This window comes from Shinella sp. 1A1 (assembly GCF_055379515.1).
This window is the reverse complement of the sequence record NZ_AP039672.1, coordinates 376,434-397,241: the sequence shown is the minus strand read 5'-3', so window position 1 is coordinate 397,241 and position 20,808 is coordinate 376,434. Positions and strand designations below refer to the sequence as shown.

21 protein-coding genes are annotated in these 20,808 nt (G+C 63.9%); 7 read left to right on the top strand and 14 right to left on the bottom strand.

What is annotated here, in order from left to right:
* Nucleotides 1-258: 258 nt before the first annotated feature.
* A complete protein-coding gene (locus tag ACZ48C_RS18645) occupies nt 259-708 on the bottom strand; it encodes a nuclear transport factor 2 family protein (RefSeq protein WP_464783609.1) in 450 nt (149 codons plus the stop codon).
* A gap of 75 nt (nt 709-783) precedes the next feature.
* Nucleotides 784-1,575 carry an AttM family quorum-quenching N-acyl homoserine lactonase gene (attM, locus tag ACZ48C_RS18640; RefSeq protein WP_464783608.1) on the bottom strand — a complete coding sequence of 264 codons (792 nt, stop codon included), beginning with the start codon at nt 1,573-1,575 and terminating at the stop codon, nt 784-786.
* Nucleotides 1,576-2,126: 551 nt separating this feature from the next.
* On the opposite strand from attM, the gene ACZ48C_RS18635 reads away from it, so the two are divergent.
* From ACZ48C_RS18635 to ACZ48C_RS18620, 4 genes are all read left to right on the top strand, one after another.
* Nucleotides 2,127-3,041, top strand: coding sequence for a LysR family transcriptional regulator (locus ACZ48C_RS18635; protein WP_464783607.1), 915 nt, complete (start codon nt 2,127-2,129; stop codon nt 3,039-3,041).
* 57 nt (nt 3,042-3,098) lie between these two features.
* Nucleotides 3,099-3,614, top strand: a complete 516-nt coding sequence (locus ACZ48C_RS18630) for a GNAT family N-acetyltransferase (RefSeq protein WP_464783606.1) — start codon at nt 3,099-3,101, stop codon at nt 3,612-3,614.
* A gap of 238 nt (nt 3,615-3,852) precedes the next feature.
* Nucleotides 3,853-4,053: a hypothetical protein gene (locus ACZ48C_RS18625; protein ID WP_464783605.1), complete on the top strand. Its 201-nt coding sequence runs from the start codon at nt 3,853-3,855 to the stop codon at nt 4,051-4,053.
* 156 nt (nt 4,054-4,209) lie between these two features.
* A complete protein-coding gene (locus tag ACZ48C_RS18620) occupies nt 4,210-6,282 on the top strand; it encodes a putative bifunctional diguanylate cyclase/phosphodiesterase (protein WP_464783604.1) in 2,073 nt (690 codons plus the stop codon).
* A 68-nt stretch (nt 6,283-6,350) separates the two neighbouring features.
* Here the strand turns inward: ACZ48C_RS18620 and ACZ48C_RS18615 are convergent, their stop codons facing one another.
* Nucleotides 6,351-7,364, bottom strand: coding sequence for a zinc-dependent alcohol dehydrogenase family protein (locus tag ACZ48C_RS18615; RefSeq protein ID WP_464783603.1), 1,014 nt, complete (start codon nt 7,362-7,364; stop codon nt 6,351-6,353).
* Between the two features lie 89 nt (nt 7,365-7,453).
* Here ACZ48C_RS18615 and ACZ48C_RS18610 point away from each other — a divergent pair, with 89 nt between their 5' ends.
* Nucleotides 7,454-8,377 (top strand): LysR substrate-binding domain-containing protein, encoded by a 924-nt coding sequence (locus ACZ48C_RS18610; RefSeq protein ID WP_424547663.1) that lies wholly within the window; start codon nt 7,454-7,456, stop codon nt 8,375-8,377.
* An 85-nt stretch (nt 8,378-8,462) separates the two neighbouring features.
* On the opposite strand, the gene ACZ48C_RS18605 is transcribed toward ACZ48C_RS18610, so the two are convergent.
* The 10 genes from ACZ48C_RS18605 to ubiT all read right to left on the bottom strand — a co-directional run bounded on the left by ACZ48C_RS18605 (nt 8,463) and on the right by ubiT (nt 17,750).
* The gene (locus ACZ48C_RS18605) at nt 8,463-8,906 is read right to left on the bottom strand and encodes an SRPBCC family protein (RefSeq protein WP_318914237.1); all 444 of its coding nucleotides are present in this window, start codon (nt 8,904-8,906) and stop codon (nt 8,463-8,465) included.
* Between the two features lie 252 nt (nt 8,907-9,158).
* Nucleotides 9,159-10,148 carry a beta-ketoacyl-ACP synthase III gene (locus tag ACZ48C_RS18600; RefSeq protein WP_464783602.1) on the bottom strand — a complete coding sequence of 330 codons (990 nt, stop codon included), beginning with the start codon at nt 10,146-10,148 and terminating at the stop codon, nt 9,159-9,161.
* Nucleotides 10,145-11,413: an adenosylmethionine--8-amino-7-oxononanoate transaminase gene (locus ACZ48C_RS18595; protein WP_464783601.1), complete on the bottom strand. Its 1,269-nt coding sequence runs from the start codon at nt 11,411-11,413 to the stop codon at nt 10,145-10,147. Before ACZ48C_RS18595 ends, ACZ48C_RS18600 begins: the two co-directional genes overlap by 4 nt.
* The gene (gene bioD / locus ACZ48C_RS18590; RefSeq protein WP_464783600.1) at nt 11,410-12,045 is read right to left on the bottom strand and encodes a dethiobiotin synthase; all 636 of its coding nucleotides are present in this window, start codon (nt 12,043-12,045) and stop codon (nt 11,410-11,412) included. Before bioD ends, ACZ48C_RS18595 begins: the two co-directional genes overlap by 4 nt.
* Nucleotides 12,045-13,178 (bottom strand): 8-amino-7-oxononanoate synthase, encoded by a 1,134-nt coding sequence (locus ACZ48C_RS18585; RefSeq protein ID WP_464783599.1) that lies wholly within the window; start codon nt 13,176-13,178, stop codon nt 12,045-12,047. The genes bioD and ACZ48C_RS18585 overlap by 1 nt, the downstream gene beginning before the upstream one ends.
* On the bottom strand, nt 13,175-14,176 hold the full coding sequence (gene bioB / locus ACZ48C_RS18580) for a biotin synthase BioB (protein ID WP_464783955.1): 1,002 nt from the start codon (nt 14,174-14,176) through the stop codon (nt 13,175-13,177). The genes ACZ48C_RS18585 and bioB overlap by 4 nt, the downstream gene beginning before the upstream one ends.
* A 198-nt stretch (nt 14,177-14,374) precedes the next feature.
* The gene (locus ACZ48C_RS18575) at nt 14,375-15,043 is read right to left on the bottom strand and encodes a GntR family transcriptional regulator (RefSeq protein WP_464783598.1); all 669 of its coding nucleotides are present in this window, start codon (nt 15,041-15,043) and stop codon (nt 14,375-14,377) included.
* A 286-nt stretch (nt 15,044-15,329) separates the two neighbouring features.
* A complete protein-coding gene (gene ubiV / locus ACZ48C_RS18570) occupies nt 15,330-16,265 on the bottom strand; it encodes a ubiquinone anaerobic biosynthesis protein UbiV (RefSeq protein WP_464783597.1) in 936 nt (311 codons plus the stop codon).
* Between the two features lie 10 nt (nt 16,266-16,275).
* Complete coding sequence (ubiU, locus tag ACZ48C_RS18565; RefSeq protein WP_464783596.1) at nt 16,276-17,253, bottom strand: ubiquinone anaerobic biosynthesis protein UbiU; 978 nt, start codon at nt 17,251-17,253, stop codon at nt 16,276-16,278.
* Nucleotides 17,244-17,750, bottom strand: coding sequence for a ubiquinone anaerobic biosynthesis accessory factor UbiT (gene ubiT / locus ACZ48C_RS18560; RefSeq protein ID WP_464783595.1), 507 nt, complete (start codon nt 17,748-17,750; stop codon nt 17,244-17,246). Before ubiT ends, ubiU begins: the two co-directional genes overlap by 10 nt.
* Before the next feature lie 109 nt (nt 17,751-17,859).
* Between ubiT and ACZ48C_RS18555 the strand changes: the two genes are divergently transcribed.
* Both ACZ48C_RS18555 and ACZ48C_RS18550 read left to right on the top strand, forming a co-directional pair.
* Complete coding sequence (locus ACZ48C_RS18555; RefSeq protein WP_464783594.1) at nt 17,860-19,371, top strand: UbiD family decarboxylase; 1,512 nt, start codon at nt 17,860-17,862, stop codon at nt 19,369-19,371.
* Nucleotides 19,368-20,000, top strand: a complete 633-nt coding sequence (locus ACZ48C_RS18550) for a UbiX family flavin prenyltransferase (RefSeq protein WP_464783593.1) — start codon at nt 19,368-19,370, stop codon at nt 19,998-20,000. The genes ACZ48C_RS18555 and ACZ48C_RS18550 overlap by 4 nt, the downstream gene beginning before the upstream one ends.
* 108 nt (nt 20,001-20,108) lie before the next feature.
* On the opposite strand, the gene ACZ48C_RS18545 is transcribed toward ACZ48C_RS18550, so the two are convergent.
* On the bottom strand, nt 20,109-20,684 hold the full coding sequence (locus ACZ48C_RS18545) for a hypothetical protein (protein WP_464783592.1): 576 nt from the start codon (nt 20,682-20,684) through the stop codon (nt 20,109-20,111).
* Between the last annotated feature and the right edge of the window lie 124 nt (nt 20,685-20,808).

Here is a 20,808-nt window from a genome sequence, read left to right as displayed (position 1 = left end):
GCCCCATGAAATGGAAGCTGCATCGCTTCCGATCCCGTCGACCCCAGGAAAGAGGCGAGATTCCTTGCCTCACCCCTAGTTTTATAGGGGTCGAGAGATCGGGGGTAGTGCTCCTTGACAGATCATAATTATTGAATAATTCGATATATAAACGGCGCGACCGGTATAAGTGGCCCGACGAAAAACGGCCTCCCGATCTCATCAAGGATCAGGAGGCCGGGTTCCAGACTGCCGGAAGGACTAAGGGAGGCCGGCGTCTCAGAACATCGTATTCTCGTTGGCCGCCTTTTCGGGAACGGCCTGAATGACGTCCCAATGCTCGACGATCCTGCCGTCCTTCACGCGGAAGATATCGACGACAGCCGAGCCGCGCTCCTCGGGGCTGCGCTGCGCATGGATGTGGAGATAGACGAGGTCGCCATCGGTGGCGCTGCGGACAATCTTCACGCGGTAGCCCGGGTTCTCCTTGAAGAACCCGGTAAAGTAGCCGACGAAGACTTGCTTGCCGTCGGGCACGTTCGGATTGTGCTGCTTGTAGTCGTCGGCGACGACGGCAGCGGCAGCTTCGGTCTCATGTGCATTGAAGAACCGGTCATAGAATTCCACGACGAGCGCGCGATTGGCTTCCTCGGCCTTCAGATCGCGTTCGGCCGCAAAAGCGGAGGGAATGCCGGCCAGAAGAGCAACGGCAAAAACGGCATGTCGCATATGTCTTTTCATGATTTCGAGCCTTTCTTCGATTATCGGCTGGAGGGTTGTCCTGGGAGGACGGGGATTGGGAGTTCAGTCGTAGAAATCCGGAGCATGTCTGAAGCGCGGCCAGGCCTGCGGATCGTGGCCGGTGACGACGACGGCATCGGTTCGGTCCGCGATGACATGCAGCTTGCGGACAGACCGCACCGTATCCACCGTCGACGCCAGAAAGCCGGGAAGCGCCTTTTCATCCCAATGGTCCATCGTATAGGCGGCATCGCCGGCAAGCAGGACATGTCCGGTATTGGGCAGGCGGATCAAAACGGATTGATGCCCAACGCTATGGCCCGGCGTGAAAAACGTCTGCAACGTCCCGTCGCCGAGCAGGTCGAAGCCATCGGAGGCCTCTCCATCAAGGAAATGCCAATGCAGATCGGGGCGGTCGAAGTCGCGGCGCACATAGGCTGCGGCGGCGAACCAGTCCGGCGCGAAGGCGTAATTGTATTCGGCGCGCTGGACGATATGCGTGGCGTTGGGAAAACGCCCCACGGCGCCGGTATGGTCCGAATGCATATGGGAAAGGATGACATAGTCGATGTCCCCGGCACCGTATCCCAAGGCAGAAAGCTGGGCGAGACAGCCCTCCTGCGGGGACATTACGATGCGGAACGTGTCGATGGACGCTCCCCAATAGGCACGGGGATCGGCAAGGCCCTCGGCAGCCAGTCCCCCGTCGATCACGACGTTGCCGGCCGGATGGGTCAAAAGAAACCACGGAACCGGGATCTCATACAGCTCGCCGTTTCCCTGGTTCATCTTGATGTCATGAAGACGACAGACCTGCGTCCCGGACTGCAGCATGTATAGTCGAATAGGCGACATATATTCCCTGGCGCATCAAGAGTGGAACCGCGCAATATCGGTGATCTTTACAATCCCTCGCGCTTTCCAAACCTCTTAACTCACACCGGTTTGCCCGCGGTAGGCGGGAAGATCTAAAGATAGAAATCAGCTTTTCCGATATCAGGGATCCCGCATCATGACGCCTATTGTCCATATGCCCGCTGAAAGCACCGGAAAACAGGCAGGTCGACTGACTGCGCACGCCCCGCACCAATCCGGCGCTTGCAGCGTCCGATCACCATCAATTGATCGCGCTGCGTCATTCGCAATCCCGCCGCCACGTCTATTGCCGCGTAAAAGAAAAGATCGGTTACGCGTCTTTGCGCACTGATTGGATGAATGGGCCATCGGAAAAACTGATGGAATTTCAGAGAATCTCGCCGATTGAAGCGGCATTGCAGCTTCCTCCTCCGATAGCCGGCTTGTTTGCATCGGCATATTCGATAAAAATGGCGCTCGACCGGCCAGACGTCGAATACCCGTCGCGGAGGGTGGCTTGCCGGTGAAAGTCCGCGTGGAAAGGTGGAAGCATGGACCTTCTGGCGGGAATGCGCGTGCTCGTGAGAGTGATGGAGAGAGGCAGCCTCTCGAAAGCCGCCATGGACCTCGGCATGGGCCAGCCCGCCGTGAGCGAGAGGATCAGCCGCCTGGAAGAACATCTCGGCGAGCGCCTTCTCCACCGCAGCACACGATCACTGCGACCGACCGATGTCGGCCTGATGTTCTACGAACGCGCAAAGAAGACGCTCGAAGCGGCGGACTTCGCGGAAAGCGTCACATCCAGGAACAAGGCCGCGCTGCAGGGCACGATCCGCATCGCCGCACCGCACGGGCTCGGAGAGATGGTTCTTCCCGCCATCCTGATGCGCTTCCGGAAACTTCACCCGCATCTCAACATCGACCTCACGCTCAATGACCGGCTCGTCAGCCCGGTATCCGAGGGCGTCGATATCTCGTTGCGGCTCGGCGACCAGAAGGAGACGAACTGCGTTGACGAGGAGATCGGCTTCGTCCGGCGCGCGCTCGTCGCCTCTCCCGACTACATCGCCCAATGCGGCCTGCCGGCCGCGCCAAACGAAATTTCCGCTCACCCGTTCCTGCGCGTCTCTGGCATCTTCGGTGACAATCTGCTGCCGCTGCGACGCGCCGGCGAGATATTTCAAGCGGAAATCAACACCGTCTGGACGGTAAGCAACTGGCGACCGCTACACGCCCTGCTGCTTTCGGGAGCGGGGATCGGGGTCCTGCAGGTCCCCGCCTGCGCGGAGGCCCTGGCCGCCGGCCAGTTAAAACGGCTGCTCCCGCAGTTCGAAGTCCCGGGCTACCGCCTTCGCCTGCTCTATGCAAAATCAGACGTGATTTCAGAAAGAACGCGCCAGCTCGTTGCTTTCCTGCGGGAAGAATTGAAGTTCTTCCGTGAAGACGACGGTGTAGATCTGACATAGCAGGCAATGCCGTCCAGCGCGGCCCGACACCTCCGTCCGCCATCTCCCGGATATCCCATGTTGACGCTAGCCCCCTTCTCGCACGAGCATTTCACGCTTCTCCTCGACTGGTTTCCCACCCGCGCTGCCCTTGCGCAGTGGGGCGGCCCGTTCCTGGATTTTCCCTTGTCGCCCGATCAGCTGGAGCGCATGCTGGCGGAAGGCAGTTCCATCCCGCCAACCCGGCTCTGCTGGATGGCGGAAAGCGAAGGAACGCCCGTCGGCCACGTCCAGCTCGCCTTCGATTGGCGCAATGGAAATGCGCTGCTCAGCCGCGTCGCCATCGCGCCCGAAATGAGAGGACGGCGCTTCTCCTTGCCGCTGATCGCGCTGGCGATCAAAAGGGCGTTCCGGTTCGACGCAATCGAACGGCTCGAACTGAACGTTTACACCTGGAATGCGCCGGCGATACGAACCTACGAGCAATCGGGCTTTATTCTGGAAGGGGTACGCAGAGCGTCCGCGCTCGTCGATGGCCAACGCTGGGACACCGCCATGATGAGTCTGCTGCGAGCAGATTGGACTGCACCCTGAACAGGGTGCGCTCGTCGCCAGAAGAAGCGAGCAAGGCTTGCGAGCCGCGCTAGGGGAAATCGCAAACGACCGGAGGCAAGTCGGAACCGGTTCATCGGAGCTCCTGCCTACCCCTCTTCCGGCGCCAGCACAGAAACCCGGCTGCCTCTTGCATGCTGGCATGAGATGGCGCGAGACGAAACAGACTTGCCTTGCTCTTCAAGCGGCTCGTACGCATTCGAGCTGTTGGGTCAAAACCGTGAAATGCCTCGACTTCCGCTATCGACGGGATCGCGGCGGCGGCTTGCTGCAAGGCGCACCTTACATCCATTTGCCGATCGATGCCGCTCTTGAAGAAGCCAAGAAACGCCCCCCCCCCGCGCCTGTGGTATCCACGGCCTTCACCCTGAAGCTCGAGACGCTTTCGACCGATGCACCGCTGCGATCAATCGATGATTGATATCGATTACTCCGATGAATTGTATAGTGTAATTAACGAGAAATGCTTTAATTCAGCAAATTTCCGCGATTTTTGCATCTAACCATGGGTAATTTATAAATTTTATCAATGAATCCTCGGATTAAATGCCTCTGTGACTAACGCGAAGAGCAGCGCATGAATATCGAAGGAGCCCTCCCGGTGCTTTTGACCGACCATAATCCCGTTCTGACGATCCTGGCGGCCATCGTCTGCATCACCGGCAGCTGGATCGCCATGAACCTGCTTCAACAGGCGCAGATCAAACAGGGCACCTTACGGCTTCGCTGGACATTCGTGACGGCCGTCGGAGCAGGCACGGTGATCTGGTGCACGCACTACACCGCCATGATGGGCTTCCATCCCGGCGCGCCGGTCAGCCTGCATGCGGGCCTCACGATGCTGTCGCTCGCAATCGCGATCACGGGAGCCAGCGCATCCGTGTGGATCGGGTTGAGCCGCCTTTCCACGGCGCCCGAGATCGGAGGGTTCCTCGCCGGCTGGACCATTTCTGCGATGCATTACACCGGCATGCTGGCATACCACATCGACGGGGCCGTATCGTGGAACCCGACCCTGGTAGCGCTCTCGATCGGATTTTCCCTCCTCTTTTCGATCTCGGCCTTCAGTCTCGTCCTGCGCAAGCCCCGTCGAGCTTCTTCGAGTATCGGCAAGCTTCTGTTCGCCACCGCCATCGTCAGCCTGCACTTCACCGGCATGGAAGCCCTATCGGTTGCTCCTGGCCACGCGGCATCCCATCTCGCCCAGGAGACATTCGCGACGATGGGATTCGTCATCGCCGCGGTCGCCATGCTGACAGTCAGCACGGGACTGGCGATGCAGCTCATCGAGGCGCGGGTCTCGCGCGAGACCATCAGCCGCTTCCAGCGAATGGCGATGACCGACGCCCTGACGGGCCTGCCGAATCGCGTCAGCTTTGCAGAGAGCCTTGACCGGGAAATCGCAACCGCCGAAACGCTGGGACGAAATATAGCGATCCTCGCGATAGATCTCGACCGATTCAAGGAAATCAACGACCTGCGCGGGCATCACGCCGGCGACCTCGCGCTTCAGACCATCGGCCAGCGCCTTGCCAGCCTTGTAGACGACAACGCTTTCGTCGCGCGATTAGGGGGCGATGAATTCGCCGCCGTCGTCAACTATGACGACGAAAAGCATCTCCTCGATTTCGTCTCGCGGCTGGAAACGCTCATGTTCCTGCCGATCCGGATCGAGAATTTCGAGACGGTGACCGGCGCAAGCGTCGGCGTGTCCATCTATCCGCAGGATGGCACGACCCGCGAGAGACTGATGAGCAATGCCGATCTGGCGATGTATCGGGCAAAAGGAAATATCGGCCAGAACGTTTGCTTTTTCGAGAAGCGGATGGACGAACTCGTACATGACCGGCATGTCCTCGCGCAGGATCTTCGCCATGCGATCGACAGGGATCAGCTTCGGGTGCACTATCAGGTGCAAACCTCGGTGGCGACAGGCGCCATCCGCGGCTATGAGGCGCTGTTGCGCTGGCATCATCCGCAGCGGGGCTTGGTGCCGCCCGCCGAATTCATCCCGATCGCGGAAGAGAACGGCCTCATCATTCCGATCGGGGAATGGGTTCTGCGAACCGCCTGCCGGGAGGCGGCGACCTGGAATAATTCCCACAGGATCTCGGTCAATATCTCCCCGGTTCAATTCACGCATGTCGACCTTGCCCCGCTTCTCCTCGATGTCCTGATGGAGACCGGTCTCGCCCCGACGCGCCTTGAACTGGAAATCACTGAATCCACGATCATCGCGGACAAGCCGAGGGCGCTTCACATGCTCCGCCAGATCCGCACCCTGGGCATAACCATCGCCATAGACGATTTCGGGGTCGGCTATTCCTCCTTCGACACACTTCGTTCCTTTCCTTTCGACAAGATCAAGCTGGATCGCTCCTTCATGGAAGAGGTGGAAGAGGACGCACAGGCCAAAGCCATCGTGCGCGCGGTTCTCGCCCTCGGCAAAAGCCTGAATATCCCGGTTCTTGCCGAAGGCGTCGAAACGTCGACCCAGCTATCGATCCTCAAGGCAGAGGGCTGCGACGAGGCCCAGGGTTTCCTGCTCGGAAAACCAAGGCCCCTTTCGTTCACCGTCGCCGCCGAACGACCGACCCTGCCGACGAAACAGTTTCATCACGAGGAAGATCAATCCCGACATCTGGTATGACATTGGCGAGGAAGGCCAGCGGTTTCGCGCCGCCACCGTGATTTCGAACGGCCGGCCGCTCGTTATTCCTACGGTATACGGACAACGATTTTGCCAAAGGCTCCCCGCTCCAGATGGTCAAGGGCAGCGTTCAGGTCCTCAAAATCGTAGACCTTTTCAACGACCGGCTCGATCTTCAACCAGTCGACGGCCCGCACCAGATCGGCGAGGGCCCGGCGGTGGCCAACGCCTATGCCCTGTACGTTGGCCGCACCATGCAGCAACGGATAGACGGAGCTGCGCAGTTCGTCGCCGGCCAGATTGCCGATCACCGAAACGCGGCCGCCCTTGGTCAGCGCGGCGAGCGAATGACCGAAATTATCGCCGCCAGCCAGTTCGAGGACATGATCGGCACCCCGTCCGTCTGTAAGGTCTCGCAGCACCCCTGCCCATTGCGGGTGCCGCAGGCGGTTGATGCCGGCGGCGGCGCCGAGCGCCTTCGTTCGCTCCAGTTTCTCATCGCTGCCGGAAACGACGACCACGCGTGCGCCCTGCGCCGCGGCGATCTGGGTGGCGAAGAGGGCAACGCCGCCTGTACCGATGACCACGACGACATCTCCCGCGCGGGTCCTGCCCGCCTCATTCAAGGCGAACCAGGCCGTCAGGCCCGAGCAGGTCAGCGTGCTTGCCTTGACGGCATCGAGGCTGCGCGGCGCGATGACGAGGGAATCGACCGGAAGCACGACATATTCCGACAGCATGCCGGGGCCGGGAGCCCCGTGCGGAATGCTGTCCGCGGGCTGCACACCATCCTGCCAGCGGCTGAAGAACGTGCTGACCACGGCATCTCCCGCCTTGAAGCCGCTAACGCCGGCGCCGACCATGGCAATCGTGCCCCGCATGTCCGAGCCGGGTACCAGCGGCAACGGCGGGTTCATGCCCATGCCGTCCCACAGCACGAGCAATTCACGGTAATTCAGCGCAACGGCTTCGACACGCACCAGCACTTCGCCATGGCCGGGCGCGGGCACGGCCGTTTCGACAAACTGCAAATTCTGGCGACCGAATGCCGATGCCTGCCAGCGCTTCATGGATTTCGACATGTTCTTCTCCATACGAGTTGACGAAGCATCGACATAATGGTTCTAGGAAAAAACGCAGCGCTCCTAATTTTCCTCGGAATGGTGAAAAAATGGAACCAATCAGCCATGACCGCTTGGCCGGGATCAGCGCTTATGTCGCCGCCGTCGATGCCGGCAGTTTCGCGCAGGCCGCCATCCGGCTGGGCCTGACGCGCTCGGCGGTCAGCAAGGCCGTGGCGCGGCTTGAGGCACGGCTGGGCGCACGCCTCTTCGTGCGCAGTACCCGGAGCCTGCGGCTGACCGATGAAGGACAAATGTTCTACGAGCGCTGCGCCGGAGCCTTGCAGGCGCTCGAAACGGCGCAGCACCTGGTGGAAGCCGGGGTCCGCGAACCCATGGGGCGTCTGCGCATCAGCGCGCCGGTCGTCTTCGGGCGCCATTACATAGCACCGCTTTTGATCGACCTGGCCGAGCGTCACCCGCTGCTGCAGGTCGAAGGCAACTTCACCGACCGCACGGTCGATTTCATCGAAGACGGCATCGACCTTGCCATTCGCAGCGGGGAGTTGCCGGATACCGATACCCTTGCCGCGCGCCTTCTGGGAATGCAGGCAATGATCGTCTGCGCCGCCCCGGCCTATCTTGCTACGCACGGAACGCCGCGCACGGTGGCGGATCTTTCCAGCCACCGACACATCCTCTATCGCCGCGGCAACAGCATGGCCGCTTGGCCGCTTGCCGAAGAAGGCAAGATTTCCCGGGAGCGGCCGAAATATGCCGTTGCCTTCGATGATGTCGATGCCATCGCGATGGCTGCCAGGCGGGGCGCGGGCATCGCCTATCTGCCGCTCTGGTGCGTCCGGAACGCTCTGGCGGACGGCACGCTCGTCAGCGTGCTGGAGAAGGCCTCGACCGAGCGGACGCCCCTGCATGCGGTCTGGCCGCGCACGCGTTACATGCCGTACAGCCTGCGCGTCACCATCGATACCCTTCTGGCGGCGCTCCCGCCCTTGCTTGCGCCGCACGCCGGGTGAAAGGATACGGAGCGATATCGGCCAGATGGCGAGCGCGGCCCGCGACTGGCCGCCCCGTCATGCTCTCCGGCCATTTACCCCGTGCCTACTGTTCGATCTCCGGCACGACGAGTTTCGCAAGCTTGTCCAGCGAATCCTGCCAGCCGAGATAGCAGGCTTCGGCGGGGATGATATCCGGCACACCCTGCTGCTCGATGTTCACTTCCGTGCCGACCGATACGGCCTTCAGGCTCACCGTCACCTTCATCTCGCCCGGAAGGTTGGGATCGTCGAAGCCGTCGGTATAGACGAGACGCTCCCCGGGGACGAGTTCCAGATAGGTGCCGCCGAAGGCGTGGCTTTCGCCCGTCGTGAAATTCCGGAACGACATCCTGTGACGGCCGCCGACTTTCGCATCCAGCTCGTGGACGGTGCAGAGAAACCCGTATGGCGGAAGCCAGCTTGCAACCGCGTCCGGCTCGAGGAACGCGCGATAGAGCTTCCCGGGCTTGGTGGCGATGACGCGGTGCAGACGGATCGTGCTGGGCATGGTGTTCTCCTGTGGTTCGGTTTCATCGGTTCGTTCTGTCGTGGCGGCGTGCTTGCCGCTGCCCGATGCAGTTAAGACGAGCGAGGCAGGGAGAATCCGACATGACAGCGGATTAAGTTTCGCATCGGCTGTTTTCTTCACCGCGCGCGGTTTGCCGCAGATACCCTACGATCAAAGCTCCAGGCGGCATAGTTCGTTGCCAGCCGCAAGATTCCTTCCTCCTCAACGGCGCCTGTTACGGGCAGCAAACGCCTACATGACGACAACCGCCGCTCCGCCGGCCAACCCGGCACCCGCGGCCGTCAAAAGCAGCGCCTCTCCCTCCGAGAACGCCTTTTGACGGTGTGCGATGGAGAGCGAGAGCGGGATGGTGGCGGCAGAGGAATTGCCGAAGTCGCCGATGGTCCGCACGGTCTTTTCCGGTGCGATGCCGAGATTGGCCGCCACCGCATCGAACATCCGCGCATTGGCCTGATGCGGAACGAAGCGGCTCACAGCCGCCGCGTCTATCCCCGCCCGCGCCAATGCGCGCCGCGAGGTGCCGGTCATCAGCGCGACGGCGCGGGTAAACACTTCCCGGCCGTCGTGCATCGTCATCAGGAACGCCTCGGCCGGGATATCCGGCGCGAAGGGACGATTGCCGCCGCCGGCGGGGATGTGGATGAGGTCGTATCCGCTTCCATCCGATACAAGTTCAGCCGAAACGACGCCGCGTTTCGGATCGTCGCACGGTGCGAGCACCACCGCGCCGGCGGCGTCGGCGAAGAGGACCGCGCTTGCCCGCTCGCACGTGTTGATGCGCCGGCTCAGAATATTGGCCGCGACCACGAGCACCTTGCGCCCCTGCGCGCGCACGAACCCGTCGGCCAGCGCCAGCGCATAGAGGAAGCCCGAACAGGCGCCCGCAAGATCGATGGCGCCGGCGCCGCGAAGACCCAGCCGGTGTGCGATGAGCGGTGCGGACGGCGGCAGCAGGTGATCGGGCGTGGACGTCGCAAGCAGGACCAGCGCGATATCCTCCGGCGCGCCCCCCGCGTCGTCCAGTGCCATCCGCGCGGCCGCCTCCGCGAGCCCGCTCAGCGTCTCGCCGTCCCCCGCCCAATGGCGCGTGCGAATGCCCGTCCGGCGCTCTATCCAGCCCGCTTCGAGGTCGAGCCGGCTTTCGATCTCCGCATTGCCGACACAGCGGGCCGGCACCGCATGCCCGAACCCGATCATGCGCGAAGATAGGCCGGGCCTCATCGCGGCTTTCCGAGAACGACGGAGGCCACCTCGTCGATGGCGTCGTAGGCGCGGTCGAGCTCGCCTTCGGTCACGCAATAGGGCGGCATGAGATAGATCACGTTGCCGAGCGGGCGGACAAGCAGCCCGCGCTCGCGAAACAGCCTGCGCATCCTCGGCCCGGCATCGGCGAGATAACCGCCTTCCGGCACGGCAAGGTCGAGGGCCGCGATCGTCCCGATCTGCCGGACGCCGGTAAAACGCCCGTCCGCTTCGAACCGCGCGAGGCGTCGCCGGTGCAGTCCCGCCAGTCGGGAGATCCGCTCTTGCACGGCCTCACTGCGCCAGATCTCCAGATTGGCAACCGCAGCCGCACAGGCGATGGGATTTGCGGTGTAGGAGCTGGAGTGGAAAAACGTCTTGCGCCGGTCGGCCGAAAAATGCGCCTCGAAGACCGCTTCGTTGCAAATCGTCGCCGCGAGCGGCAGCGCCCCGCCCGTCAAGCCCTTGGACGTGCAGAGGATATCCGGGCGGATGCCGGCCTGCTCACAGGCGAACAGCGTTCCCGTCCGCCCCCAGCCCGTCATCACCTCATCGGCGATGAACAGGCACCCGTAGCGCCGGGCGATCTCCGCCAGCCCGGCAAGCACCTCGGCGGCGTAGATTTTCATGCCGCCCGCCCCGAGCACCAGCGGCTCGATCAGCAAGGCCGCCACGCGGCCGGTGCGGCAGACCGCCTCGAACATGTCGAGCGTCCGCTGCTGCCGGCCCGCTTCGGGAAAAGGCAGCCGGTCGACCTCGAAAAGCAGCGGCGCATAGGCGGCGTTGAAGACGCCACGCTCACCGGCCGCCATGGTGCCGATCGTATCGCCGTGATAGCCATGCTCCATCACGACGATGCGGTCGCGCGCCTGCCCGGTATTGTGGAAAGAGCCGAGCGCCATCTTCAGCGCCACCTCGACCGAGGTCGAGCCGCTGTCGGAATAGAACACATGCCGCAGGCCGGGAGGCGCAATCTCGATCAGTTCCGCCGCCAGCCGCTCGGCAGGCATGTGCGAGAACTCGGCGAAGATGATCTGGTCGAGGGATTGCGCCGCCTCGCGGATCGCCTCGACGATCCGGGGATGCCGATGGCCGTGGGTAACGACCCACCAGGACGAGATGAGATCGAGGATCCGGTTGCCGTCTTCATCGATCAGATAGGCGCCTTCGGTCGAGACGACGCGCGTCATCGGCGGCTCGAGCGCATGCTGGGTGAAGGGATGCCAGACGGGCGAGCGGTTCATGCGGGTTCTCCCTGGAAATCCATCGGATCGAAATTGTCCAGAAAGGCCCGGCGGAGCGCTTCGGCCGTGACGCGCACGAGCACCGGAAGCCGGCCGAGCGACCGGACGCCGCCGAACTCGACGATGATGCGCTGCGTCTCGGGATTTTCCTCGCCGATGAAGGCCACGCCGAAGACCGGGATGCCGCGGCTCCGCATCGCTTCGAGCGAAAGGAGCGTATGATTGATCGTGCCGAGGGACGTGCGGGCGCACAGGATGACGGGAAGCTGCCATTGCGCGAAAATATCGGCGAAGAGCAGATGTCCGGAAAGCGGCACCAGCAGGCCGCCCGCGCCTTCGATCACCAGCGGACCGTCCGTTTGCGGCGGCACGAGCCGCGACGGCGCGATCGACACGCCGTCCAGCCGGGCCGAGAGGTGCGGCGAGGCAGGCGCCGAAAGACGGTAGGCCTCCGGCAGGATCCGGTCGCGCGGCACGCCGAGCCGGGCAATCGTCTCGCTGTCCGTCTCGCCGTCGAGGCCGGATTGCACCGGCTTCCAGTAGCACCCGTTCAGGGCGACGGCCAGCGCCGCGCAAAAGACGGTCTTGCCGATGCCGGTATCGGTGCCGGATATGACGAAGCGCGCGACCATCACATTTCCCTCGCCATGACTTCGGCGAGCCGTTCGAACATGTCCGATATCTGTCCCTCATCGGCATTCAGCGTGATGGAGATCCGAAGCCGCGCCGTACCCTCCGGCACCGTCGGCGGCCGGATCGCCCGAATGTCGAAGCCGTCCTCGCGCATGCGTTCAGCGATCCTCAGCGCGCGGGCATTGTCGCCGATCCTGACGGGGAGGATCTGCGAGCCGCTGGCATCCATGCCGAGCCGGGAGCGCAGGCACTCGCCGGCAAGCTCCGTCAGGCTCGCCAGCCGGGCGCAACGCTCCGGCTCGTCGGCCAGCATCCGCAACGCCTCGCGCACGCCGGCGGCGACGAGGGGAGAGGGCGCGGTCGAATAGATGAAGTTGCGCGCCCGGTTGACCAGATAGTCGGCAAGCACGGCCGGCAATCCGAGCAACGCACCGGAGAGGCCCAGCGCCTTGCCGCAGGTATGCAGCGTCAGGACATTGGCGCGGCCGGCGGCAAGGCCGCGACCGCCGGGACCGAGGACGCCCGTCGCATGCGCCTCATCGACGACGAGGAACCCCTCGTGCCGCTCGGCGACTTCCGCAAGCGCGCCTAGCGCCGCCCGGTCCCCGTCCATGGAATAGAGACTTTCGACAGCGATCCACGGCTGCCCCCTTCCGCCGGCCCTTCGCCAGTCCGAAATCGCCCGGTCGAAAGCCTCGACATCGTTGTGCCGCACGGCGACCGCCCCGGCCCTGCCTGCCGCGATGCCCTCATGCACGCTCGCATGGATCAGCGCGTCATGGACGATCAGGTCTCCGCGCTGCGGCAGAGTTGAGAAAAGCGCGGTGTTCGCGGCATAGCCGCTGCCGAAATAGAGCGCCTTGCCGGCTCCGAAAAAGGACGCGGCCTCCCTTTCTAGCGCCTCGTGCTCGGGATGATTGCCGCGCAGCAGCCGCGAGCCGCCCGCCCCCACCGGTACGCCCCTTTCCATCGCGGCCGATATCGCCGCCTTCAGGCGCGGCGCATCGGCAAGGCCGAGATAGTCGTTGGAGGCGAAGTCCACGCCTTGCCGGGGCAGCAGCGCGCGCAGGCGGCCCTTGCGCCGCAGGCCGGCGAGCGTGGCTTCGTGGCGGGCGAAGGCCGGCGCGCTCAAGGGGCAAGCTCCCGCTCCATCGGCTTCAGGCCGAGCCGGCGGAAGAGCGCCGCGTCATGATCCTCGCCGGGATTTTCCGCCGTCAGCAGCGTCTCGCCCACGAAGATGGAATTGGCCCCCGCCAGGAAACAGAGGGCCTGCGTCTCGTCACTCATGTCGGTGCGGCCGGCGGACAGGCGCACATGGGAAGCCGGCATCAGGATCCGCGCCAGCGCGACGGTGCGCACGAATTCGATGGGATCGACGGGAGCGGTATTCGCCAGCTTCGTTCCGGGAATCGGGATCAGCATGTTGATCGGTACGCTCTCCGGCGGCGCCGGCAGATTGGCCAGCGTCACCAGCATGGCGATACGGTCACTTGCCGTCTCGCCCATGCCAAGGATGCCGCCCACGCAGACCTTGATTCCGGCCTCGCGGACATTCGCCAGTGTCTCCAGCCTGTCCGCGAAGCTGCGGGTGGTGATGATCTCGGAATAGTAGCGTTCGGACGTATCGATATTGTGGTTGTAATAGTCGAGGCCGGCTTCGGCGAGCCTTGCCGATTGCGTGGGCGTCAGCATGCCGAGCGTCATGCAGGTTTCCATGCCGAGCGCCCTCACCCCCTCGACCATGCGCACGATCGTCTCCATGTCGCGGTCCTTCGGGCTGCGCCAGGCCGCCCCCATGCAATAGCGGGTCGCGCCGCCATCACGGGCCTTTTGCGCCTCGGCCAGCACGCGTTCGACCTCCATCAGTTTCGAAGCCCTGAGCCCGGTCGCAGAATGGGCCGACTGGCTGCAATAGCCGCAATCCTCGGCGCAGCCACCGGTCTTGATGGACAGAAGGCGGCTCATCTGGATCGCATTGGGATCGAAGTGCTCGCGGTGAACCTGCTGGGCACGAAAGAGAAGATCGCTGAAGGGAAGATTATAGATAAATTCCGCTTCCTCGACGGCGCAGCACGCATCGGGAGACTGATGCGCTCCTGCAAATTCCTTCGGATGTTCGAATTTCCGCATCATCAAGAGCTTTCCTCGCATCTAAATAGATAGAATCATGATTTTATCTATAATCAGAAACGGGCAAGCGATGGCAACCCCTTTTTAGACAAGGATCGAAAACCCGGAAAAGCGAGGAGAACGGCATGCTTCATCGTCCCGCCGGGCGTCAGCCCGCGGCAGTCTCAGCCGGCACCAGGCCGGAAAGCGGCGATTGAATCAGCCTTCGAGCGCGAATGCGGCGCCCGTCTTGCCGGAGGCATAACGAACCGGTTTTTCGCCGATTCTTTTCACATGCCGTTCGAGCGCGATGACGGCCTGGTCGATCTTGCCCTGCCGGAGGTGATCGAGGATGGCGCGGTGGTCCGTATCGACCCGCGGCGTCCAGCCGGCGCGGCTCGTTGCGAACAGGAAACGCGAGCCCGCCGCATGCAGGTTGTCGATCTCGGCCAGCAGCCGCGGCATGTTGCAGGGGGAAAGCAGCAGCTTGTGGAAGGCGCGGTTGGCCTCGTCCCATTCCTCGATGCCCGTGGCGGCATCGCAGGCCTGCGCGACCGCTTCCGCCCGATCCAGCAGGAACGGCGTGAGATGCGGCGCCGCCATGCGCAGGGCCAGCCCTTCCAGCACGGAGCGCATCAGGGCGACCTCCTGCACCTCGGCAAGCGAGAACGACGCCACCCGAACGCCCCGGCGCGCCTCGCTCACGGCCAGTCCCTGCGCCTCGAGCCGCCGGAACGCCTCCCGCACCGGCACATGGCTGGTGCCGAATTCCTCGGCGATATGGTCCTGCCTGAGCTTGCTTCCCGGCTCCAGTGCGCCGGTGATGATACGTTCTGCGAGAACGCGGCTGATACGGTTGGCGATGGTGTCTTCGGCGCTTACGGTCATTTTTTATAGATAATTTACGATTCCGGCGCTGTCGAGCACAGGCCGGGCGCCGCCCACCAAGGTTCGACAAGAGGTTGCGCCTTGTCTACTACCCGGACCGCCCTTCAAGGGGAAGCGCCGATGCTGTCAACGGCGTTGAGACCGGCGAGCAACGGACGGAACGAGCCTAGCTCAATCCCTCACGAACTTGCGCGGCGGCATTCTCGATAACCTGCCCAGGAAGGAAATCCGCGCCGCAGTCGATCTTCTTGGATCGCATGCCCGTCCGATTTTCAACCGCGCTCCGTTACACATGTCCGAGCGATGCCGCGCGCCCCCGCGCAACCCAGGCCGCTCCTTCCCGCGCGTGCAGGAAGCCATTCGAAAAGGGAATGCCGGGATAGACCTGCTGCAGGTGAGCAATCGCTTCCTCGCCCGCCATCTCGCCATCAAGCATGGCGCGGAACACTTCCGCCACCCGCACCATGTCGCAATCCTGCGGCGAGAGCCTGATGCGCGACAGGCCGGCCTCCACCAGCGGCGCCAGATCGTCGCCCAGCATCGCGCAACTGTTCGAAAGGGTCTGCACACCGTTCAGCACCAGGAAGGACTGCCGGTCGAGGGTGCGCAGCGGAAGGCCATCCGGCTCCTCGCCGCAGATGAACTGGCAATTGTCCTTCGTCAGCCCCTTGGAGCGGGCATGGGCGCAGCGCGCGGAAATCGCAAGCGGCATGCGGCCGAAGGCGAATATCTCGAAGGAGAAGCCCGGCATGTCCTCCAAAATCCGCAGGATGGAGCTTGCCGGCAGTTCCGGCGGCAGGCAGATGTTCTCGGCCCCGCGCGCGGCGAGCACCCGCGCTGTCGCCGCGTTGTAGACGTTGACCAGCGGCCCGATCGAATGTGGCCGTCCCTTGAGGAGGCCGATCGCCGAAAGGTCGTTCGCCTCCACCGGATGGACGCTGTCGCGGATCAGATCGCGCACGTGCCGGCTCTCCCGCTCCAGCGTCACCATGGCGAGCGTCGAGAGCGTCACCCTTTTTCCGGCAGCCTCCAGCCGCTCGACCACCTCGGCGACATGCGGCTCGCTGAAATGCTGACGCTTGGAACAGACCGTCTCGCCCAGCGTCACATGCTCCACCGGCGCCTCGTCGGCGATGCGGAAATAGAAATCCCGCCACTTCGGCCCGTCCCAGAGGAAATAGACCGGCCCGAGGCTCAGCGCCGGCTTGGCTGTCGTCGTCATGTGCCTTCTCCTATCGCCAGCGCTTGTCATAGGCGCCCGTGGTCGTCCGCTGCCCCTCGCTCATCATTCGCAGCCGGGCGACGAGCGCGGCCCGCTCTGCCGGCTCGGCCTGGAGCGCACGCTTCATGGAGGAGACGACCTCCGCCACATAGGCCTTGCCACGCTGGCGGCCCTCGATCTTGAGCGCGGTAACGCCCGCCCTCCGCAGCGCGTCGATTTCATCGATCACGTCGAGCGAGACCGGGTCCTCGAAGGCGTAGCCCTCGACGTCGCCGATCTCGAAACGGCCCTTGCAGAGCGTCGGATAGCCGGAGGCTTCGCCGGGGCCGAAACGATTGATCGTATAGTCGCCGAGTTCCGAGACGAGGTCCGCGCCGTCCTGCCGGTAGCGCACGTGGCTTGCCGGCGAGCAGACCCCGTTCATGTTCGGCGATTTGCCGGTGGCATAGGAGGAAAGCGAACAGCGCCCTTCCGCCATCACGCAAAGCCCACCGAAGGCGAAGACCTCCACCTCGCAGTCAATTCCGCGTGTCAGCCGGGCGATATCCTGCACGGTGAGCACGCGCGGCAGCACCACGCGCTTCGCGCCGAAAGCCTCGACGAGGAAGCGGATGGCATCCGAATTGGAGGCGGAGGCTTGCACGGAGACGTGCAGCCGCTGCTCGGGATATTTCTCCGCCACATAGGCCATCAGGCCGAAATCGGCGAGGATCAGCGCATCCGCACCCGCTACCACTGCGTCGTCTGCCGCGCGATACCACAGCGCCTCATCGCCGGCGCGCATGAAGGTATTGAGCGCCACGAAGGTCGAGACACGCCTCGAACGCGCGAGCGCGATCGACTGGCGCATCTCCTCACGGCTGAAATTGAGACCGGGGAAATTGCGGGCATTGGTCTCGTCGCGGAAGCCGCAATAGACGGCATCGGCCCCCGCCTCCACCGCCTCGCGAAAGGCGGCGGGCGTGCCGGCCGGGCAGATCAGTTCCATGTCGCATCCTTTCCTTCGAGCGCCCGGCTGCGGATAAAGCGCGCCGCGCCGATGACCAGCGGCGAGAGCGGCCCCGCCAGTGCGCCGAGTTCGTCGGGCAGATCGATGGCGCTGTCATCGAGCGCGTTGCGCAGCGCCAGCATCGCCTCCATGTCGCCGGTGACGGCAAGATCGCGCGAGAAAAACAGGGCGTCGGCATCGCAGCGCCCTTCGAGCAGGCCGAGCAGCAGCACCAGCGGCCCTTCGATACGCGCATCGGCGAGGGGCGGCGCACCGCGCGAAACCGCCAGCGTGCGCGTCGCCGGCACGACGATGAAATGCAACGGCAGGTCGGTCGGGGAAAAGCCATAGCGGGTCCCGCAATAGTCGCCGAGCCGCTCGAAGAGTTCGGGATGCGCCTTCAGCACGCTCGAAAAGAGCCCGCGCGCCACCCGCTCCACCAGCCAGACCGGCATAAGATCGACCTGTCTTGCGAGAAGCGGCGGTAGCGACGTCATGAAAGCGGCCCTTGCGAAAAAACGAACGGCCGGAACCTAGGAAGCCTTGCCCGGCGCGAATTTGCGCCAGCACAAAGACCGGACCGTTTTTTCCCGGCAATCGCATCCCATGAAAGCCGATGCCCCCATTCCTCGCCGTTTCGACGGCCTTCAGGATTTCGTCGCCCTGCTCGAGCGGCGCGCGCAGCTGGTACGCATCCGCGAGCCGGTCTCGCTGGTCCACGAGATCACGGAGATCCACCGCCGCATATTGGCCGAGGAAGGACCCGCGCTCCTCTTCGAACAGCCGGTCGATGCCGCGGGAAATATCCAGCCCATCCCCCTCCTTGCCAATCTCTTCGGTACGCGCGAGCGCATCGAATGGGGCTTCGGGCTGGAGACGGGCGGCCTGCCGCGCCTTGCGGCCTTCCTCGCGGATCTGCGCGATCCGAGGCCACCCCGCTCGCTGCGCGATGCCTGGGAAAAGCTGCCGCACCTGAAGGCGGCCCTTTCGATGAACCCGCGCGAGACGCGGCATCCGCCCTGCCAGGAGATCGTCTGGCGGAACGGCGATGTCGATCTCGGACGGCTGCCGATCCAGACCTGCTGGCCGGGCGAGCCCGCGCCTCTCATCACCTGGCCGCTCGTCATCACCTGCGCGCCGGACGATCCGGCGGACGTGAATGTCGGCATCTATCGCATGCAGAAACTCGGACGGAACCGGCTGATCATGCGCTGGCTGGCGCATCGCGGCGGGGCGCGGCATCACCGGCTCTGGAAGGAGTGCGACCGCGACATGCCGGTAGCGGTGGCGATCGGCGCGGACCCGGCCACCATTCTCTCGGCCGTCATGCCTCTGCCGGACGGCATGAGCGAACTCTCCTTCGCCGGCGTGCTCGGCGGCCGCAGGCAGGAGACGGCGGGCGGCGTGACCGTTCCGTTGCCCGTGCCGGCCAGTGCGGAGATCGTGCTCGAAGGCACCGTCTCGGCCACCGAGGCGGCCGACGAAGGCCCCTATGGCGACCATACGGGCTACTACAATGCCGTCGAGCCCTTTCCGGTGATGACGCTCTCGGCGATCACGATGCGCCGCAACCCGCTCTATCTTTCCACCTATACCGGCCGGCCGCCGGACGAACCTTCCCGGCTCGGCGAGGCGATGAACGCGCTCTTCGTGCCACTGGTAAAGCGTCAGTTCCCGGAAATCCGCGACCTGTGGCTGCCGCCCGAAGCCTGCTCGTATCGCGCCATGGTGGTTTCCATCGACAAGCGCTACCCCGGCCAGGCGCGGCGGGTGATGATGGGCCTCTGGTCCATGCTGCCGCAATTCAGCTACACCAAGCTGATCGTCGTCGTGGACGACGATATCGACGTGAGATCCTGGCCGGACGTGATCTGGGCGCTGTCCACCCGCTTCGACGCCGGCCGCGACCTGATGGTCGTGGAGAACACACCCATCGACTATCTCGACTTCGCCTCGCCGCAAAGCGGCCTCGGCAGCAAGCTCGGACTGGACGCCACGACAAAGATCGGCGCGGAGACCGACCGCGAATGGGGCCGGGTGCTCGCCATGGCCCCGGACGTCACCGCGCGGATCGACGGCCTCTGGGCCTCCCTCGGTCTCGATGGAGCGAGCGCATGAGAAACGAGCGCGTCGTGGTCGGCATTTCCGGCGCTTCGGGCGCAGCGCTCGGCGTGCGGATCGTCGAGCGGCTTTCGGCCCTGCAGAATGTCGAGATCCATCTCGTCGTCTCCGACGCGGCGCGGCGCACGCTCGATCTGGAATGCGGGCCGGATGCGATGGAAAGCCTCCTGCCCCTCGTCCACTGCCATCACCCGAATGGCGATATCGGCGCATCGATCGCCAGCGGTTCCTTTCCGGTCGGCGGCATGGTGATCGCGCCCTGCTCCATGCAGACGCTTTCGGCCGTCGCCACCGGCCGCACCGACACCCTGCTCACGCGCGCGGCCGACGTGCAGTTGAAGGAACGTCGCCGCCTGATCCTGCTCGCGCGCGAGACGCCGCTTCATCTCGGCCACCTGCGCAACATGTGCGCCGTCACCGAGATGGGCGCGATCGTCATGCCGCCCGTTCCCGCCTTCTACCACCTGCCGCAATCCCTCGCGGAGGTCGTCGACCATCTCGCGGCGCGCGCCATCGATCTCCTCGCGCTCGCCGCCGGACCGCTCGCAAAGAGCTGGGAGGGAACATCGCCGCCGGTTTTCAGGAGCGGACAGGCGAAAGACACAATGCCACCACACGGGGAATGACGCCGCTCCAGGGGCCGCCGGAGAAACCGTCGATGCGGGCGAGCATTTGATCGGACGCAGCCGCACAGGTGGTCGGCGGGGACATCCGCGGCCCGGAGCGTCGAAAGGCTAATTCTTCGGTTCCGGCAGGGATGCTTCCAGCAACGCCCGTGTCTGCCCGGCCCGCAACTGCTTCAGGCCGCCGAGAAACACTTTTGTATTGTCATTTCCGTAAGCCCGGTGGCTCACGGCGAACAGCAGGACGCCGGACTTTGTCGGCACATAGCGGTACAGGTTCCATTCGACAATATACTCGCCCTTCGGATCCCTGGTGCTGACCAGGAAGTCGAGCGCCACTTCGCCGAGAGCATTTTTTTGCAGAATTTCGAAATTGGCGAGAGGGTCGGTATTCTTCCGCTCTCGCAGCATCTCGATCTGGCTTTTGACGACATCGATGACCTTGACGTCACCTGTCACATGTTCAACCAGAAGCATCTGGTGGTATTGTTCGACGGATTGGCCCGCCGGGACATATTCCTGTTTGCTGTAATTTTCCGATGGCCGGGAACTCCATGCCAGCTCGTATGACGTCCTGTCGAGATCGATCGGCCCCGGTATGCCGAGGAAGTCGACGACCTGGGCCCCGGCAGGGGCCGCCATAAGGATCAGAGCGAGGAAGACCGACACGAACCTTGCTGCTGTCATTGCCTCGTCCTCTGTTTCCATTACCCGGCGAGCCGCCGCTCGGATCGAGGGTAACAGCAGTATGTCATTCCGGAAACACCAGCCCGCCATTCGAAATAGACGCCGACGTCCCGCGACATTGCTG